Here is a 17,722-nt window from a genome sequence, read left to right as displayed (position 1 = left end):
CGCTCCGACACCGCGGTCGGCATGATGGGCAGATGATCGCGAAGAGTCAGAAGAACTGGAGCGGCGACGCGGCCGCGCTCCTCCGGGTGGGCGAGGGCTTCGCGCTCGCCGACGTCGACCCCCAGTCCACGCCCGGGTACGAGAAGACCAAGGTCGAGGCGGCCGAGGATCTGGCGTCGGGCGCCGGCCAGCTCGACGAGTATCAGGAGCGCCTGTTCGCGCAGAGCCGTGTCGATGCGACGAACGCCTCGGTGCTGCTCGTGCTGCAGGCGATGGACTCGGCCGGCAAGGGCGGGATCGTGAGGCATGTCGTGGGGTCGGTCGATCCGCAGGGGGTATCGATCACCGCCTTCAAGAAGCCCACGCCCGAGGAGCTGGAGCACGACTTCCTGTGGCGCGTCGAGCGGCGGCTGCCTGAGACCGGAATCATCGGGGTCTTCGATCGCTCCCACTACGAGGACGTCCTCATCGGACGGGTGCGCGAGCTCGCCCCGACCGACGAGATCGAGCGCCGCTACGGCGCCATCAACGAGTTCGAGAAGCGGCTGACGGATGGCGGGACCCGCGTGGTGAAGGTGATGCTGCACATCTCGTCCGACGAGCAGAAGGCACGTCTCGAGGAGCGGCTCGAGCGACCCGACAAGCATTGGAAGTACAACCCGGGCGACGTCGACGAGCGCGAGCTGTGGCCGAAGTACATGGAGGCGTACCAGCGGGTGTTCGAGCGCACCTCGACGGAGCACGCGCCGTGGCACGTGGTCCCGGCCAACCGCAAGTGGTACGCGCGCATCGCCGTGCAGAACCTGCTGCTCGAAGCCCTCGAGTCGATCGACCCGCAGTGGCCGGCGGCGACATTCGATGTGGAGGTCGAGAAGAAGCGCCTCGCCGCGACGTAGGCGCCGCGCCCGTCGTCACGCCACGCCGCGGGCACTCCACGCCGTCGCGGTGATGGTGAACGGCCCGTTCGGGAGCAGCTCGACGCAGCGCTCGCGCACGAGCGCACGGTCGACCTCGCCGAGTGCCGCGAGCTGCTTGCCGGCGGGCGACACGCCGAGCGTGTACGGCCCCCACCAGTCCTCGAACGCCGCGTACTCGACCGCGACGGAGAGCTCCGTCTCCTCCACGTCTGTGCAGCCCGCGCCCTCGAGCAGTTCGCCGAGATCGCCCGCGTCTGCCCCGACACGGTGCGTCTCGTCGTCGATGCCCACGACGACCGAGCGCAGAGCTTCGAAGAAGGTGCTCTGCGGTGCGCGGCCGCCGACGAAGTCCCACACGCACGCCGCCAGCACGCCGCCGGGGCGCGTGACCCGCTTCATCTCGCGGGCGCCGGCGGAGGGATCCGTCATGAAGTGCACGACGAGCTCGGCGAGCGTCGCGTCGAAGGTGTCGTCGTCGAATGGCAGCGCCTCGGCCGTACCGTGCCGGATGTCCGCCCACGGGAAGCGGTCGTGCGCGGCGGCCACGAAGCTCTCGGACGGGTCGACGCCGGCGACCTGGTCGGGACCGAACCTCTCGGACAGGACGGCGGTCAGCGCACCCGGGCCGCAGCCCACGTCGAGCACACGCCCTGCGGCGGGCAGGCGTGCGGAGTGCACGAACACAGCGGCCAGGGGAGCGGAGTAGCGGCCCATGAATCGGTCGTACGCCTCCGCGGCGACGTCGAACGACATGCGCGCAGTCTAGGCCCGGTGATGTCGATACGGTATAGATGACTGCTTCATCAAGTACTGGATGTGATACAGTACTCGACATGACAAAGGACGACGCGTTCGCAGCCGACCTGCTGCGCGGCCACACCGACACGATCGTGCTCGGTGTGCTCCGTCGCGGCGACCGGTACGGCTTCGAGATCTACAAGACGATCCGCGACGCGACCGGCGGCGACCACGAGATCAAAGAGGCCACCCTCTACGCCACCTACCGCCGCCTCGAGAAGGACGGGCTCGTCGAGTCCTACTGGGGCGACGAGACGCAGGGCGGCCGCCGCAAGTACTACCGCATCACCGACGCCGGCCGCGCGGTCTTCCGCAGCAACGTCGCGGCATGGGCGGCGACCCGGCGCATCATCGACTCGCTCCTGGACGTGGGTACGGACGCCAAGAGCACAGACGTGAAGGGCACGCAGAAATGACCGAGAACACCGACATCCATCGCCTCCTCGACGAGGCCTTCCGCGGCGTCGACATGACGGCCGACGCCCAGGATCTGAAGGAGGAGGTGCGCGCCAACCTCATCGCGCGCGCCGCCGAGCTCGAGGAGGCCGGGCGCACGCCCGCCGAGGCCGCACGGCAAGCCGTCGCCGAGCTCGGCGACGTGCGCGAACTGCTCGACGAGTCGACGGATGCCGCACCCACCGCGCGTTCCGAGGGCTACGCCGCCCTGCAGCAGCGCTACCGCGTCAAGCCCAAGGCAGGCTATGTCGTGCGCGTCGTGGCGTATTCGCTGGCCGCCGTGGTCGGCATCACCCTGGCGATCCTCGGTGCGACGGGCGTGCTGCCGCTCCCCGTCGGAGCCATGATCGGGATGCTCGGCTTCGCGTCGACCGCCCTCGGACTCGTTGTCGGGGACTCGCTCGCGCAGGAGACCACCACGAACCATCCGATGCCCGACAACCGTGCCGGCGGCTACGCGCTGGCGACGTTCCTCGCCGTCTACGGGCTCGGGTTCGGCATGCTCGTGCTCAGCGGCGCCATGCCGGTGTGGGGCATCGTCTTCGCCGCGCTCGGCGTGATCGCGTCCATCATCCTGTTCGCCTTCCTCCTCTCGAGCCAGACGAACCGTCACAAGGCGTGGACCAGGGAGGCCTTCGCGCACGAGCCCCCCAATCGCTTCGAGCGCGAGCCTGAGGTCGCCGCTCGGTTCGGCATCTACACGGTGTCCATCTGGATCGTGACGTTCGCCGTGATCGCGGTCCTCGTCTTCACCGTCGGGTGGTGGTGGGCGCCCGTCGCGTTCGCCGGCGGGTTCGCCGTCATGATGCTCGTCCTCGCCCGGATGCTCTTCGGCCCCGACAAGAGGTCCTGACCCCGGCGCCCCTCGCCCGGCCGTTCACGAACGGCTCCGGCCGCTCTCCGCGGGGCCATTCGAACGACAGCCGTTCGCACACGGAACACACACTAAGGAAGGGATGCTTCGCCATGCCCGAAAACAACAGCGACGCCATCGTCGCCCGTGGCCTCGTCAAGGTCTATACCGGTCGCGGCCGCAAGAACACCGTCCGCGCCCTCGACGGCCTCAGCTTCGAGGTCCCCGCCGGACGCGTGTTCGGCCTCCTCGGCCCGAACGGCGCCGGCAAGTCCACCACCACGAAGATCCTCACGACGCTCTCGCGTCCGACCGAGGGAACGGCGCGCGTCGCCGGGTTCGACGTCGCCCGAGAGCCGAACGCCGTCCGCTCCGCGATCGGGTACGTATCGCAGGGGTCGAGCACGGATCCGCTCCTGACCGCGATCGAGAACCTCGAGATCGCCGCCCGGCTCCGGGGCGCGAACAGCGCCGATGCCCGTGCCCGGGCTGCGCGCCTGCTCGACGAGTTCGGGCTGGCCGAGGCATCCCGTCGGCCCGTGAGCTCGTTCTCCGGAGGCATGCGCCGTCGGCTCGACGTCGCGGCGGCGCTCGTCCATCGCCCGCGGGTGCTGTTCCTCGACGAACCGACGACGGGGCTCGACCCCGAGGCGCGCGCCGCGATGTGGGCCGAGATCCGGCGCCTGTCGGGCGAGGAGGCCCTCACCGTGGTGCTCACGACGCACTACATGGAGGAGGCGGATCGCCTCGCCGACGAGCTGCTCCTCGTCAACCGGGGCCGCGCGGTCGTGCAGGGCACGCCCGGCGCGCTCAAGGCCGCGCTCCACGGAGACTCGGTGCGGGTGAGTCTCATCGAACCCGACGTCGACGCCGTGCGCCGAGCCGTGGCCTCCGTCGCCGGCCTCCGCGACGTCCTGGTCGAGGCATCCGGTGTCGACGGCGTCCTCGCCGCCCGCACCGACGACGCCTCGGCCGCTGTCGGGGCCGTAATCGCCGCTCTGGATGCCGCGGGCATTCGCTTCGGGCAGGTCGCGGCATCCCACCCCACCCTCGACGACGTGTACCTGCACTTCGTCGGCCACACCTTCGGCGACGCCTCGGCGACCGCCGTCACGGAAGGAGCAGCGGCATGACCACGCTGACTTTCGCCCCCGCGGTGCGCCCCGCGCGCGCCGGGTGGTTCACCCAGACCGGACAGGTGCTCCGGCGCTGGCTCATCGCGACCCTGCGCCAGGCGTGGGGACCGGTGATGTCGCTCATTCAGCCGGTGATCTGGATCGTGCTGTTCGGTGCGGTCTTCTCGTCGCTCGGCGAACTGCCGCAGTTCGGCTCCGCCGGCTACATCGACTACCTCGTGCCCGGCATCCTCATGATGACCGTGCTCTACTCGGGCGCGTGGGCCGGCACCGGCTTCATCGACGACATCACCTCCGGCGTCATGGACCAGTACCTCACCTCGCCGCTGTCGCGATCGGCGATCATCACCGGCCAGCTCGCCCAGCAGCTGATCGTCAACCTGGCGCAGTCGCTGGTCGTGCTCGGGATCGGCTGGCTGGCCGGCGCGCGCTTCCCGGGCGGAATCGGCGGGATGCTGGTGGCCCTCGGTGTCGCGACGCTCCTGGCGACGATCTTCTGCTGCGCCTCGACGGCAGTCGCGCTCACGACCCGCAGCCAGATCGCGCTCATCAGCCTGTCGCAGCTCATCGTGCTGCCGGCGACGTTCCTCTCGACGACGATGATGCCCGCCGAGCTGCTGCCCGCGTGGGTGCAGGACGTCGCCCGGTGGAACCCCATGAACTGGGCGGTCGAGCTCGGGCGGGGCGGTCTGAGCGGCGAGTACCCCGCCGAGGGATGGTGGCAGGCCGCCGGGCTCGCGGTGCTCGCGTGCCTCGCCTTCCTCTGGGCCGTCCGGTCGATCCGGGCCTACCAGCGCTCGGTCTGACGCGGGTGGCGCGCAGAACTCCTCCAAATCGGCTCGCCCGGCGGTGATTCGGGCCCGATCTGGCCGCGCAGGACTGAGACTGCAGGAGTTCTGCGCAGCCGACGCCGCTCCAGCGTCAGGCCAGGGCGTCGACGATCGGCCGGAACTTCACGCGCGTCTCGAGCAGCTCGGTCTCGGGGTCGCTTCCCGCCACGATCCCCGCGCCGGCGTGGGCGACGACCGGGATCGTGTCGCTGAACTCCGCGAAGCCGCGCGCGGGCTCGGCGCCGATCTGGGCGCAGCGCAGGGCGATCGCCCACTCGCCGTCACCGCTCGCGTCGACCCAGCCGACCGGTCCGGCGTAGCGGCGGCGGTCGAACGGCTCGATCCTGCGGATGACTTCGATCGCGGCATCCGTCGGCGTCCCGGCCACGGCAGCGGTGGGGTGGAGCGCCGCGACGAGGTCGAGCGCCGACGCGTGGTCGGCGATCTCGCCCGCGACGTCGGTCGCGAGGTGCCAGAGGTTGGGAAGCTCGAGCGCGAACGGCTCGTCGTCGGCGCGCACCGAGCTGACGTGGGGCGCGAGCGCGTCGAGCACGCTCTGCACGGCGTACTGGTGCTCGTCGAGGTTCTTGCCGCTGTGCGAGAGGCGGAAGGATGCCGCGGCATCGTCGTCGGCGTCGGCTCCGCGCGGGAACGTCCCGGCGAGGACGCGCGCGGTGACCTCGCCGCCCGACACCGTGACGAGGGTCTCGGGGCTCGCACCGATGAGACCGTCGACGGCGAACGTCCACGTGTCGAGGTAGCCGGTCGAGAGGGCGCGGACGAGCCGGCGCAGGTCGGAGCCGGCAGGGACGGTGCCGACGAGGTCGCGCGCCAGCACGACCTTGCCCACCTCGCCGGCCGCGATCGCGTCGAGCCCGGCGCGCACTGCCGCCTGGTACCCCTCCGGATCGAGCGCGCCCGGTCCGAGCGTGGCCGACCAGTACGGGCCGTACGGGACCGGTTCGACGACCGGCTCGACGAGATCGGCGACCGTCGAGCGGATGCGGGTGATCCAGGAGCGTCCGTCGCGGCGGCCGATGACCGCCTGCGGGACGATGAGGCGGCTCGACGCCGCCGAGCGGTGATCGAAGACCAGCGTGCCGAACGCCACGAGGCCGGTGCCGTGCAGGCCGACCGGATCGTCGATCTCGGCGTCGGCGCAGATCGCCCGCCACGAGTCCGCCGGTGAGGGCTGCTCCGACGGGTCGAGCCCCGGGACCGGATGCGCGCCGCCGGCTTCGTACCCGCCGACGCTGCCGATGCCGACGATCCCCTCGCCGCGGCGCAGCCACGCGAGCGGGGAGCGCGGGTCGGCGAAGGCCAGCAGATCCTCGACGGGATCGATCTCGCGGGTCTCGACCACCAGCTTCGGCAGGCGGTGCAGAGATGTCACCCCTCAAGCCTAGACTCGCGGAGTGACAGACGACGCCGTCCCCGCACGCCCCGAGGCGGGCACCAGACTGACCTTCCGCTGGCGCAAATGGACAGGCGACCCGCACTGGCTGCACGAGTGCGTCTACCTCGGCAGCGATCGCTGGGGCGACTGGTTCGGCCAGCTCCCCGGGTGGGACAGCTCGCGCCCGGGCCGCACGTTCGCGCCGGAGCATCCCAATGTCACCCTCGTGCCGCCGAGCGGCGACTACGCGTACACCCGCAACGCCGCTCCGCACCACACGCGCATCTACATCGACATCGCGTGGGACCTCCGATGGGAGGCCGGCGAGCCCACCGGGATCGACATGGACCTCGACGTGGTCGAGCGCACCGACCGCGGCGTCTACATCGACGACGAGGACGAGTGGGACGAGCACCGCGTCGCCTACGGCTATCCGCTCGATGTCGTGGCGCACCTCGAGGCGCTCGCCGCCGATCTCGAGAAGCGCGTCACGGCACACGAGGCTCCGTTCGACGACGCGACGGCGGATGCCTGGCTCGACCGGCTCGCCGCGCTCGGCCTGGAATGACCGGGCAGGGTCCGTCGCCGGCGCCGGTCGACCCCGGCTGACCGCCTGCCGCCCGCCGCCTAGACTCGACGGGTGGCATCGCACCCCTCCGAGCACGAGCCGAACCGCGCCGACCTCCACAAGGATCCGTCGCGGGTGAGCGGCATGTTCGACCAGGTCGCGCCCGCGTACGACCGCACAAACACCGTGCTGAGCATGGGCAACGACCGGTTCTGGCGCGCCGCGACCACGCGTGCCGTCTCTCCGAGGGCGGGCCAGCGCATCCTCGACCTCGCCGCGGGGACGGGTGCGTCGAGCGTCGCCCTTGCGCGCAGCGGCGCGACCGTCGTCGCCGCCGACTTCTCGCCAGGCATGATCGCGGAGGGGAAGCGCCGGCACGGCGGCATCCCGAATCTGTCCTTCGTGCAGGCCGACGCGACCGACCTGCCGTTCGCCGACGCCGAGTTCGACACGGTGACGATGTCGTTCGGGCTGCGCAACGTGAACGAGCCGAAGAAGGCGATCGCCGAGCTGCTCCGCGTCACCCGCCCAGGCGGACGCCTCGTCGTGTGCGAGTTCTCGCATCCGCCGTCGCCGGTGTTCAACGGGCTGTACCGCTTCTACAACGACCGCGTCCTGCCGGTCGTCGCGAAGACCATGAGCTCGAACGCCGAGGCCTACGACTACCTCAACGAGTCCATCCGCGACTGGCCCGATCAGGCGACGCTGGCGACGTGGATCCGCGAGGCGGGCTGGACGGATGTCGCCCACCGCAACCTCTCGATGGGCATCGTCGCCCTGCACCGCGCGACGAAGCCGCATGCGCGCGACTGACCGACGGCCGCGATCGGCGGTCACGTGCCCCGGTAGGCTGGGCACGTGACTCCCTCAGCGCCGGGCTCGCGCATCGCGGGCAAGCTGGGCCTCAACGACCGCGTCTTCGCGGGGCCGAGGTCTCGCAAGCTGCTCGCCACGGTCGAGGCGGGCCTGAAGCGCGTCGACAGCGCCCTCGAGCGCGAGCTGCGCGTCGCGGACTCCCTCGCCGACACCACCAGCCGCTACCTCTACGAGGCCGGCGGCAAGCGGGTGCGCCCGATGCTCGCGCTTCTCACGGCGCAGCTGGGCGACGGCGCGAACGACCAGGTCATCGACGGGGCGACCGCGCTCGAGATGACGCACCTCGGCTCGCTGTACCACGACGATGTGATGGATGCCGCGGACAAGCGCCGCGGGGTGCCCAGCGCCCACGCGATCTGGGGAAACAGCATCGCCATCCTCACCGGCGACCTGCTGTTCTCGCGGGCCAGCCAGATCATGGCCCGCTATGGCGACGCCGCCATCCAGCTGCAGGCCGACACGTTCGAGCGTCTGGTGCTGGGGCAGATGCACGAGACCGTCGGACCCCAGGAGGGCGACGACCGGGTCGCGTTCTATCTGCAGGTGCTGTCCGACAAGACCGGCTCCCTGATCGCCGCGGCCGCCCAGGCGGGCGTCGTCTTCTCGAACGGGCCCGCCGAGTTCGAGCAGCCGCTCGTCACGTTCGGCGAGAAGGCCGGCGTGGCCTTCCAGCTCCTCGACGACGTGATCGATCTCTCGGCCGATCCCGACGAGACGGGCAAAGTGCCCGGCACCGACCTGCGCGCGGGTGTGCCGACAATGCCGTACATCGTGCTCGGCCAGCGCACCGACCCCGCCTCCCTCGCACTGCGCGAGCAGATCGACGAGGGCGTTGCCCGCATCGCCGACGGGGCCGACCCGGCCATCCTCGACGACGCGCTCACCGAGCTTCGCGAGCATGAGGCCACCCAGGCGACCCTCGATCTCGCGCACACCTGGTCGCGCGAGGCCGTCGAGGCGCTCGCGCCGCTTCCCGAGGGCGCCGTGCGCGAAGCGCTGACCCGCTTCGCCCAGGCCGTGGCCGACCGCTCGAGCTGAGGCTCCGCACTCGTTTCGTCTCGCTTCGTTCGCGCACCGACCGAGGCAACCCCGAAAGGACCACCATGACCAAGCTCCGACTGGCGATCGTCGGCGCGGGCCCGGCCGGCATCTACGCGGCCGACATCCTGCTCAAGGCCGAGCGCAAGTTCGACGTCTCGATCGACCTGTTCGAGCAGCTCCCCGCGCCGTACGGCCTCGTCCGCTACGGTGTGGCGCCCGACCACCCGCGCATCAAGGGCATCATCACGGCCCTGCGCGAAGTGCTCGACCGCGGCGACATCCGTCTGTTCGGCAACGTGCGCTTCGGCGAGGACATCACCCTCGACGACCTCAAGCACCACTACAACGCCGTGATCTTCGCGACGGGCGCGATCCGCGACTCCGACCTCGACATCCCCGGAATCGACGCCGCCGGGTCGTACGGGGCGGCCGACTTCGTGAGCTGGTTCGACGGACACCCCGACGTCCCGCGCGAGTGGCCGCTCGACGCCGAGTCCGTCGCGGTGATCGGCAACGGCAACGTCGCGCTCGACGTCGCGCGCATGCTCGCCAAGCACGCCGAGGATCTGCTGCCTACCGAGATCCCCGACAACGTGCACGCGGGCCTCGCGGCCAGCGCGGTGACCGACGTCCATGTGTTCGGCCGCCGCGGGCCGGCGCAGGTGAAGTTCACGCCGCTCGAGCTCCGCGAGCTCGGCGAGCTGCGCGATGTCGACATGGTCGTCTACGACGAGGACTTCGACTACGACGAGGCGTCGAAAGCGGCCATCGCGAGCAACAAGCAGGTCATGGTCATCGACCGGGTGCTGCAGTCGTGGCGGCAGCGCCCCGCCGCCAACAACGCCGGAGGAGAGGCATCCCGCCGACTCCACCTGCACTTCTACGCGAAGCCCCTCGAAGTCGTGAAGGATGCCGAGGGCCGCGTCGCCGCGTTCCGGTACGAGCGCACGCGCCCCGACGGCGAGGGCGGCGTCGTGGGCACCGGTGAGATCCGCGAGGTCCCGATCCAGGCGATCTATCGCGCGGTCGGCTACTTCGGGTCGCCGCTGCCGGGCGTGCCGTTCGACAAGCGCCACGGCGTCATCCCGAACCACGAGGGACAGGCGCTGCACAAGGACTCGAACGAGCGCGTGTCGGGCGTGTACGCGACGGGCTGGATCAAGCGCGGTCCCGTCGGCCTGATCGGTCACACGAAGTCCGACGCGATGGAGACGGTCCGCCACCTCATCAACGACCAGGGGTCGTGGTGGCAGCCGGCCGATTCGTCCGAGGGCGCCATCCCCGCGCTCCTCGCCGAGCGCGGCGTGCGCTGGACCGACCTCGACGGCTGGCACCGCCTCGACGAGCACGAGATCGCCCTCGGCGCGCCGCACGAGCGGGCGCGTGTCAAGGTGGTCCCGCGCGACGAGATGGTGACGATCTCGCGCGGGGAGTGATCGCGTCCCCGCGAACGGCCGGAGCGGGGTGGCCCGCCCGCCGTGCGGCGGCGGCTCGATAGGCTCGCGGCATGGCCGCCGACTGGGTACCCGACGTCCTCGGGGAGCCGTTCGAGCAGCTCACGCTCGATCTCGGCGTCGAAGGCGACAACGGGCCGCTCGTCGCGACGCTGGTGCGGCTGCGCCCGAACCCGATCGCGGCGCTGGTGCAGCCGCTTCGCGATGTCGACGTCCTGTACGTCCACGGCTGGTCCGACTTCTTCTTCCAGACCCAGCTCGCCCGGTTCTGGACCGGGCTCGGTGCGCGCTTCCATGCACTCGACCTGCGTCGCTACGGGCGGAGCCTCCGCGCCGACAACGTGCCCGGCTACATCGATGCACTCGACGATTACGACGTGGACATCGAGGCCGCCCTCGTCGCGATGGGCCACGCGACGGATGCCGCCTCCCGCCGCCGCCTCGTCCTGCTGGGGCACTCGACCGGCGGGCTCACCCTCACGCTGTGGGCCGCCCGGAACCCGGGCCGTGCGAGCGCGCTCGTGCTCAACAGCCCGTGGCTGGAGTTCCAGTTCGGAGCCGTCGGGCGGCAGGCCATCGCACCGCTCGTCAGCGCGCGGGCCCGCTTCGACCCGCGAGGGACTCAGCCCGTGGTCGATCTGGGCTTCTACACCCGCGCACAGACGGAGGTCGGGGCGCTCCCGCTGCCGGTGGACGAGCCGAGCTGGCGGCCCGAGCGGGGGTTCCCCACGCGGCCCGGCTGGCTCGCCGCGATCCTCGAGGGGCACCGCCGCGTGGCCGCCGGCGTGGAAGTGGGATGCCCCGTCCTCGTGCTGCTGTCGGCGCGATCCACTCCGCCGATCTCGTGGAACGAGACGATGACCTCGACCGACTCGGTCCTGGTCGTCGACGACATCGCCAAGAGCGCGACTCGGATCGGCCGGCTCGTCACGATCGCGCGGATCGACGGCGCGATCCACGACGTGTTCCTGTCGCGCCCGGAGCCCCGAGCGCAGGCGTATCGAGACCTGGAGCGGTGGCTGCGGGCTCGGTGACGGCCTGCGGTGTGGTGCGCAGCGGCCGGTGGATGCGCCAGGCCTCCTGGTACGTCCAGAATCCATAGCGCCCGAAGCCGACGAGCAGGAGCACCGCGGCCAGGATGCCCGCGATGACCGCCCAGCCCATGAGTCCGCCGGCGGCGAGGATCGCACCGCCGAGGAACAGCCCGACGACGCAGGCGTTCACCACGAGGATGAGCATGAACGAACTGCCGAAGAGATGGCTGAAGCCCCGGGTGCGAAGGAACGAGTACGTGCGCTGGGAGCCGAGCATGTCGTCGGCCGTCGCCGCGAGGAAGTAGCGCTCGATCGGGGGATCGAGGTCGACGTATGCGCCGCGCAGACGATTCATGGCGATGACGTACATGAGGTCTTCCTCGGCGACGTTGAAGACGCGCATCTGCGTCATGAGCCCGATCAGGGCGAGGAACCCGAGGATCGCGAGCGCGGCGCCCGCGAACCACCCGTCGAACTTCGTCGCCTGCCCGAGCAGCCCGATGGTGAGGAGCCCTGCCGACACGAGTGTCAGGAAGATCGTGATGCGCGTGAGCACCTCGCTCTGCGCCGTGCTGCGCGCGGCGAGGAGGCCCCAGTGCTCGGTGGCGAGCATCTGGGCTCGTCGTCCGAGCGCGGCGTCGGACTCCGACGGGTCCGGCGCCGGCGAGGACACGCCGGCTGCGGGGCCGACGGGTGGGTCGGCGGCCATGGCCCATTGTCCACCCGCGGTCGCCCGAGGCACCAGAGGCGGCATTCCCGGGCGCGGAATCTAAGAATCTGCAAGGTTCCGCAATTCTTGCCGGAGCACTCGTCCATAATCCCGAGTTGATCCTCCCTATCGTGGAGTCATGACGCATTCTTACGCACCCGAGGCGAGCGGGCGAGCGCTGACCGCCGAGGGGACCATGGATGCAAGCACGACCCGGCGGGCGGCATTCTTCGTGTCCGACAGCACCGGGATCACGGCCGAGACGCTGGGGAGCGCCCTCCTGGCGAACTTTCCGCACGTGCCGTTCTCGCGGCACACGATCCCGTTCGTGGATACGGTCGACGGAGCGCGGGCGGTCGTCGCGGACGTCGAACGGGCGACCCGGCCCGGCAGCCGGCCGGTGGTCTTCACGACCGTGAAGTCGGAGCAGATCCTGCACGAGCTCCAGCTCTCCGGTGCGGTCCTCATCGACCTGCTGAGCGGGCACCTGACGGAGCTCGAGGGTGAGTTCGGCACGACGCGCTCAGAACAGCTCGGCCAGTTCCACGGAGTCGGCGACATCGAGCGGTACTTCGCCCGGATGCGCGCGGTGGAGTACGCGATCGAGCACGACGACGGCCAGAGCGCTCGCGCACTCGACATCGCCGACGTGATCATCGTCGCCCCGTCCCGCTGCGGCAAGACGCCCACGACGATGTACCTCGCGCTCCAGTACGGACTTCTCGTCGCCAACTATCCCCTCACCGACGACGACTTCCCGACCGACGATCTGCCCCCGGCGGTCGCTCCGTACGCCCGCAAGTGCTTCGGGCTCACGACCACCCCGCTGCGGCTGAGCCAGGTGCGGCACGAGCGTCGACCGAGTTCGGTCTACTCGAGTCTCGCCCAGTGCACGCTCGAGCTCCGTCGGGCCGAAGACCTGTACCGGCGCAACCGGGTGCCGTTCCTGAACTCCTCCACCAAGTCGGTTGAGGAGATGTCCGCGGTCATCATGCAGTCGATGCACCTGCGCAGCTGACCTGTCCGTCGTTCCACCCACTCGCACACCGATCGGAAACCCGCATGACGAACATCCTCTGGTACGACCAGGTCGGCATGGCCGACCTCGCCCAAGTCGGCGGAAAGAACGCCTCCCTGGGCGAGATGATCTCCCACCTCTCCGACGCGGGGGTGCGCGTCCCCGGCGGGTTCGCGACGACGGCGGACGCCTACCGGGAGTTCCTCGCCGCCGACGGTCTGTACGACCGCATCCGCGGCACGGTCGAGTCGCTCGATGTGGGCGACGTCGCGGAACTCGCCCAGGTGGGCGCGACGGTGCGGGGATGGATCCTCGAGCAGCCGTTCCCCCCGGCGTTCGAGGAGGCGATCCGCACGGCGTTCGACGAGCTCGTCGCCGCCGATCCGCGGCCCGACGCGGTCTCCTGGGCGGTGCGCTCCAGCGCGACCGCCGAGGACCTTCCCGATGCGTCCTTCGCGGGGCAGCAGGAGACCTTCCTCAACATCAGCGGCATCGAGAACATCCTCGCCGCGATCCGCAACGTGTTCGCGTCCCTCTACAACGACCGCGCCATCGCCTACCGCGTGCACCAGGGGTTCGATCACCACGACGTGGCGCTCTCCGCAGGAGTGCAGCGGATGGTGCGATCGGATGTCGGCGCGTCCGGGGTGCTCTTCACCGTCGACACCGAGTCGGGGTTCGACCGGGCCGTGTTCATCACCAGCTCCTACGGCCTCGGTGAAGCCGTCGTTCAGGGCGCCGTGAACCCGGACGAGTTCTACGTCCACAAGCCCGCACTCGCCGCCGGGCGCCCCGCGATCCTGAAGCGCTCCGTGGGGGAGAAGGCCATCAAGATGATCTACGCCGACGGCAACCACGTCGGCGGAAGCACCGTCTTCACGGATGTCGCGCCGGCCGAGCGGGCACGGTTCAGCATCAGCGACGCCGAGGTCGAGGAGCTCGGGCGGCAGGCGCTGATCATCGAGCAGCACTACGGCCGGCCGATGGACATCGAGTGGGGCAAGGACGGAACCGACGGTCTCGTCTACATCCTGCAGGCCCGGCCCGAGACCGTCGTCTCGCGCGCCGACGGGAACGTGATGCGCAGGTTCGTGCTGGGCGAGACGGGCACCGTCGCCACGCACGGTCGCGCCATCGGCCAGAAGATCGGCGCGGGTCCGGTGCGGGTGATGACATCCATCGAGGAGATGGACCAGTTCGAGGTAGGCGACGTGCTGGTGGCCGACATGACGGATCCCGACTGGGAGCCGATCATGAAGCGCGCCTCGGCGATCGTCACGAACCGCGGAGGGCGCACCTGCCATGCCGCGATCATCGCCCGCGAGCTCGGCATCCCCGCCGTGGTCGGAACCGGCGACGCCACCCTCGTGCTCGCCGACGGGCAGGACGTCACGGTGTCGTGCGCCGAGGGCGACACCGGGTTCGTCTACCAGGGCATCCTCGCCTTCGACGAGGTGATCACCCGGCTGGACGCGATGCCCGAGAGCCCCGTGAAGATCATGCTGAACGTCGGGACGCCCGATCAGGCCTTCTCCTTCTCGAAGCTGCCCAACTGCGGCGTCGGGCTGGCGCGGCTCGAGTTCATCATCAACCGGCAGATCGGCATCCATCCCCGCGCGCTCCTCGAGTACGACACCCTGGAGCCCGGACTGCGCGAGCAGATCTCCGGCCGCATCAGCGCCTACGCGTCGCCGCGCGACTACTTCGTGCAGCGCGTGGCCGAGGGGGTCTCGATGCTCGGCGCCGCGTTCGCTCCCGAACCGGTGATCGTGCGGCTGTCCGACTTCAAGTCGAACGAGTACGCCAACCTCATCGGCGGAGAGCTGTTCGAACCGCACGAGGAGAATCCGATGATCGGCTACCGCGGCGCGGCCCGGTACATCTCGGAGGACTTCCGGGCGTGCTTCGACATGGAGTGCGAGGCGCTCCGCTTCGTTCGCGACGACATGGGACTCACGAACATCGCCATCATGGTGCCGTTCGTCCGCACCCTCGACGAGGCCGCCGCCGTCATCGACCTCCTCGCGGCCAACGGGCTGCGCCGAGGTGAGAACGGCCTCCGGGTCATCATGATGTGCGAGCTGCCCTCCAACGCCGTCCTGGCGGACGAATTCCTCCAGTACTTCGACGGGTTCTCGATCGGGTCGAACGACATGACGCAGCTCACGCTGGGACTCGACCGCGACTCGGCTCTGGTCGCAGCCACCTTCGACGAGCGCGACCCCGCCGTCCTGAAGATGCTGTCGATGGCGATCGACGCCTGCGCACGGGCGGGGAAGTACGTCGGGATCTGCGGGCAGGGGCCCAGCGACCACCCCGATCTCGCCGACTGGCTGGTCGAGCAGGGGATCGAATCGATGTCGCTGAACCCCGACACCGTCGTCGAGACGTGGCTCCGGCTCGCGCAGGGTGACAGAAGTCTGGTGGCGAGCTGACGCGGCGCCGCCGGCGCACTCCGCCGGCGGCGCACCTGCTCGGCTAGCATTCGAGGATGACGAAACCGGCTCCGATCGAGGACGTGCCGATCGGCGGTGAGGTGATCCGCCTCGGACAGTTCATGAAGTTCGCCGGGCTCCTCGACTCCGGGGGAGACGTGAAGGAAGCCATCATCGACGGCTACGTGATCGTGAACGGCGAGGTCGATCGCCGTCGAGGACGGCAGCTGCAGCTCGGCGACATCGTCGGCTTCGAGGGGCGCAGGGTACGCGTCTGCCCTTGAGGCTGCGCCGTGACGTACCGCGGTCGGGGATGAAGCAGCCGAGTACGGACCCGTGTCACCGCACGAGCTGGTCGCGGCGGCGGGCGAGGTAGGCCCGCTCGGCCGGGTTGCCGGCGAGCTGGATGGCTCGGTCGTACGCAGTCCTCGATTCGTCGCTTCGCCCCACCCGACGCAGGAGGTCGGCGCGCGCGGCGTGGAACGCGTGGTATCCGTCGAGGGAGTCGTCGAGTCGATCGACCTCGGCGAGAGCCACGTCGGGACCGTCGAGTTCGGCGACCGCGATCGCGCGGTTGAGGCGGACGATCGGGGAGGGATCCAGTCGAACCAGGCGGTCGTAGAGCGCCAGGATCTGGGACCAGTCGGTATCGCGTGCGGACGGGGCATCGGTGTGCACCGCGTTGATCGCGGCCAGGAGCTGATATCGCCCCGGCGGCTCCGCGCCGACGGCGACGGCGGCGATCCGTTCGCGGACCAGCGCGTGGCCCTCGACGACGAGGGCCCGGCTCCACCCGCCGCGATCCTGCTCGTCCAGGGTCACCAGCTCACCGGCGTGCGACACGCGCGCGGTGCGTCGTGCGTCAGCCAGCAGCATCAGGGCGAGGAGGCCGGTCGCCTCGCCCTCATCGGGAAGGAGCGTGCGCAGGAGGCGGCCCAGGCGAATCGCCTCGTCGCTCAGGTCGGCGCGGAGCGCGTCGGCCCCGGCGGTGGCGAGATAGCCCTCGTTGAAGATGAGGTAGACCACCGCGAGCACGCCGGCGAGCCGCTCCCGGATGTCGGTCGCCGACGGCACCCGGTAGGGAACGTGCGCGGCCCTGATCTTCGCCTTCGCGCGGGTGATCCGTCGCGCCATGGTGGTCTCCGGCACCAGGAAGGCGTGGGCGATCTGCGCGACGGTGAGTCCGCCGAGCAGGCGCAGAGTCAGCGCGACCCGCGCCTCCATGGCGAGCACGGGATGGCAGCACGTGAAGACCAGCCGGAGCCGGTCGTCCTCGACCGGTCCGTTCGGCTCGGGGGGAGTGTCGTCGGACAGCATCCGGGCTGCTCGGTGCTTGTCGTCGCGATGGGACTCACGACGCAGCCGGTCGATGGCCTTGCGCGTCGCGGTCGTGGTGAGCCAGGCGCCCGGGTTGGGTGGCACGCCGTCGCGCGGCCACCGCTCCACCGCGGCGACGAAGGCCTCCGCTGCCGCGTCCTCGGCGAGGTCGAGGTCGCCGAAGCGGCGGGCGAGGCCGGCGACCACCCGCGCCCACTCCTCGTGGTGGGCGCGGGCGATGGCCTCGTCGACGGGGGATCCGGTCACGACTCCTGCAGAGGGCGAGCGGATGCGGCGGACCGGCCGTGACGCATGTCGGGGCGGCCGAACGACGTGCGCTCGGCCGGCTCGAACGCGGAGGACCCGTCGCGAGCCATGTCACTCGCCGTCGGGCGAGTGACGGTCGATGATCTCCGCGAGATCCGACGGGAACCGGTGCACTTCCTGGGGCCAGTCCAGCGAGACGGCGAGTCGTCCTGCCCAGTAACGTGCGGCTTCATCGTCCGCGACCTCCACGACGGTGAATCCGCCGAGGTGCTCCTTGGACTCGACGAACGGCCCATCCGTGAAGACCGGCTTGCCGTCCTTGCTCACGACGCTGCAGACCGCGGTCGAGGCATCGATCCCCCCGTCCGCGTACAGGAAGACGCCCGCCGCCTTCATCTCATCGAGTACCGCTTGCGAGGCTTCGCTCTTGCTGCGCAGTTCGTCGGGGGTGTGCGGGGGAACCCACTCATCGTTGAATGCGATCAGATACTTCGTCACTGTCGTCTCCTCTCATCGGGACGAGAGCCATGTCGTGGCTCCTCGGTCCCGGCCACCCGGACGGGTCGCATGACAAATCCACGAACGACGACGCTCCGATACGACAATATCCGCGACAT

Annotated in this window: 18 protein-coding genes; 13 read left to right on the top strand and 5 right to left on the bottom strand. The window is 70.3% G+C overall.

What is annotated here, in order from left to right; translation table 11 throughout:
- The first annotated feature begins 32 nt into the window (after window positions 1-32).
- Entirely contained in the window at window positions 33-896 is an 864-nt protein-coding gene (locus EER34_RS02805) for a polyphosphate kinase 2 family protein (RefSeq protein WP_127473043.1), read from the top strand.
- Window positions 897-911: 15 nt separating this feature from the next.
- Here EER34_RS02805 and EER34_RS02800 read toward each other — a convergent pair whose 3' ends face one another.
- Window positions 912-1,670, bottom strand: a complete 759-nt coding sequence (locus EER34_RS02800; RefSeq protein ID WP_127473042.1) for a class I SAM-dependent methyltransferase — start codon at window positions 1,668-1,670, stop codon at window positions 912-914.
- An 80-nt stretch (window positions 1,671-1,750) separates the two neighbouring features.
- Here EER34_RS02800 and EER34_RS02795 point away from each other — a divergent pair, with 80 nt between their 5' ends.
- The 4 genes from EER34_RS02795 to EER34_RS02780 all read left to right on the top strand — a co-directional run bounded on the left by EER34_RS02795 (window position 1,751) and on the right by EER34_RS02780 (window position 4,966).
- Entirely contained in the window at window positions 1,751-2,131 is a 381-nt protein-coding gene (locus EER34_RS02795) for a PadR family transcriptional regulator (protein ID WP_127473041.1), read from the top strand.
- Window positions 2,128-3,024: a permease prefix domain 1-containing protein gene (locus EER34_RS02790; protein WP_127473040.1), complete on the top strand. Its 897-nt coding sequence runs from the start codon at window positions 2,128-2,130 to the stop codon at window positions 3,022-3,024. Before EER34_RS02795 ends, EER34_RS02790 begins: the two co-directional genes overlap by 4 nt.
- 113 nt (window positions 3,025-3,137) lie before the next feature.
- Entirely contained in the window at window positions 3,138-4,157 is a 1,020-nt protein-coding gene (locus tag EER34_RS02785; RefSeq protein ID WP_127473039.1) for an ABC transporter ATP-binding protein, read from the top strand.
- On the top strand, window positions 4,154-4,966 hold the full coding sequence (locus EER34_RS02780) for an ABC transporter permease (RefSeq protein ID WP_127473038.1): 813 nt from the start codon (window positions 4,154-4,156) through the stop codon (window positions 4,964-4,966). The genes EER34_RS02785 and EER34_RS02780 overlap by 4 nt, the downstream gene beginning before the upstream one ends.
- Window positions 4,967-5,081: 115 nt before the next feature.
- Here EER34_RS02780 and EER34_RS02775 read toward each other — a convergent pair whose 3' ends face one another.
- Window positions 5,082-6,383, bottom strand: a complete 1,302-nt coding sequence (locus EER34_RS02775; protein ID WP_127473037.1) for an isochorismate synthase — start codon at window positions 6,381-6,383, stop codon at window positions 5,082-5,084.
- A gap of 22 nt (window positions 6,384-6,405) precedes the next feature.
- Here EER34_RS02775 and EER34_RS02770 point away from each other — a divergent pair, with 22 nt between their 5' ends.
- From EER34_RS02770 to EER34_RS02750, 5 genes are all read left to right on the top strand, one after another.
- Window positions 6,406-6,954: a DUF402 domain-containing protein gene (locus EER34_RS02770; RefSeq protein WP_127473036.1), complete on the top strand. Its 549-nt coding sequence runs from the start codon at window positions 6,406-6,408 to the stop codon at window positions 6,952-6,954.
- A gap of 72 nt (window positions 6,955-7,026) precedes the next feature.
- The gene (locus EER34_RS02765; protein ID WP_127473035.1) at window positions 7,027-7,767 is read left to right on the top strand and encodes a demethylmenaquinone methyltransferase; all 741 of its coding nucleotides are present in this window, start codon (window positions 7,027-7,029) and stop codon (window positions 7,765-7,767) included.
- Window positions 7,768-7,812: 45 nt separating this feature from the next.
- Entirely contained in the window at window positions 7,813-8,868 is a 1,056-nt protein-coding gene (locus tag EER34_RS02760; RefSeq protein ID WP_127473034.1) for a polyprenyl synthetase family protein, read from the top strand.
- A gap of 65 nt (window positions 8,869-8,933) precedes the next feature.
- The gene (locus tag EER34_RS02755; protein ID WP_127473033.1) at window positions 8,934-10,307 is read left to right on the top strand and encodes an FAD-dependent oxidoreductase; all 1,374 of its coding nucleotides are present in this window, start codon (window positions 8,934-8,936) and stop codon (window positions 10,305-10,307) included.
- 71 nt (window positions 10,308-10,378) lie between these two features.
- On the top strand, window positions 10,379-11,359 hold the full coding sequence (locus EER34_RS02750) for an alpha/beta hydrolase (protein WP_127473032.1): 981 nt from the start codon (window positions 10,379-10,381) through the stop codon (window positions 11,357-11,359).
- Here EER34_RS02750 and EER34_RS02745 read toward each other — a convergent pair.
- Entirely contained in the window at window positions 11,253-12,068 is an 816-nt protein-coding gene (locus EER34_RS02745; protein ID WP_205791329.1) for a hypothetical protein, read from the bottom strand. The two genes, EER34_RS02750 and EER34_RS02745, sit on opposite strands and share 107 nt — an antisense overlap.
- 196 nt (window positions 12,069-12,264) lie before the next feature.
- Between EER34_RS02745 and EER34_RS02740 the strand changes: the two genes are divergently transcribed.
- Genes EER34_RS02740 through EER34_RS02730 form a run of 3 tightly spaced genes read left to right on the top strand, consistent with a single transcriptional unit; the run spans window position 12,265 to window position 15,805 of the window.
- Window positions 12,265-13,086 carry a pyruvate, water dikinase regulatory protein gene (locus tag EER34_RS02740; protein ID WP_127474255.1) on the top strand — a complete coding sequence of 274 codons (822 nt, stop codon included), beginning with the start codon at window positions 12,265-12,267 and terminating at the stop codon, window positions 13,084-13,086.
- Between the two features lie 44 nt (window positions 13,087-13,130).
- A complete protein-coding gene (gene ppsA / locus EER34_RS02735; protein WP_127473031.1) occupies window positions 13,131-15,521 on the top strand; it encodes a phosphoenolpyruvate synthase in 2,391 nt (796 codons plus the stop codon).
- 56 nt (window positions 15,522-15,577) lie between these two features.
- Window positions 15,578-15,805 (top strand): RNA-binding S4 domain-containing protein, encoded by a 228-nt coding sequence (locus EER34_RS02730; protein WP_127473030.1) that lies wholly within the window; start codon window positions 15,578-15,580, stop codon window positions 15,803-15,805.
- Between the two features lie 55 nt (window positions 15,806-15,860).
- Here EER34_RS02730 and EER34_RS02725 read toward each other — a convergent pair whose 3' ends face one another.
- The gene (locus EER34_RS02725) at window positions 15,861-17,105 is read right to left on the bottom strand and encodes an RNA polymerase sigma factor (RefSeq protein WP_127473029.1); all 1,245 of its coding nucleotides are present in this window, start codon (window positions 17,103-17,105) and stop codon (window positions 15,861-15,863) included.
- Window positions 17,106-17,216: 111 nt separating this feature from the next.
- Window positions 17,217-17,603: a YciI family protein gene (locus EER34_RS02720; RefSeq protein WP_127473028.1), complete on the bottom strand. Its 387-nt coding sequence runs from the start codon at window positions 17,601-17,603 to the stop codon at window positions 17,217-17,219.
- Between the last annotated feature and the right edge of the window lie 119 nt (window positions 17,604-17,722).

The organism is Microbacterium sulfonylureivorans, assembly GCF_003999995.1.
In the GTDB taxonomy this organism is placed as follows: Bacteria; Actinomycetota; Actinomycetes; order Actinomycetales; family Microbacteriaceae; genus Microbacterium; species Microbacterium sulfonylureivorans.
The sequence above is the reverse complement of the archived record's forward strand: the minus strand, read 5'-3'. Positions and strand labels throughout refer to the sequence as shown.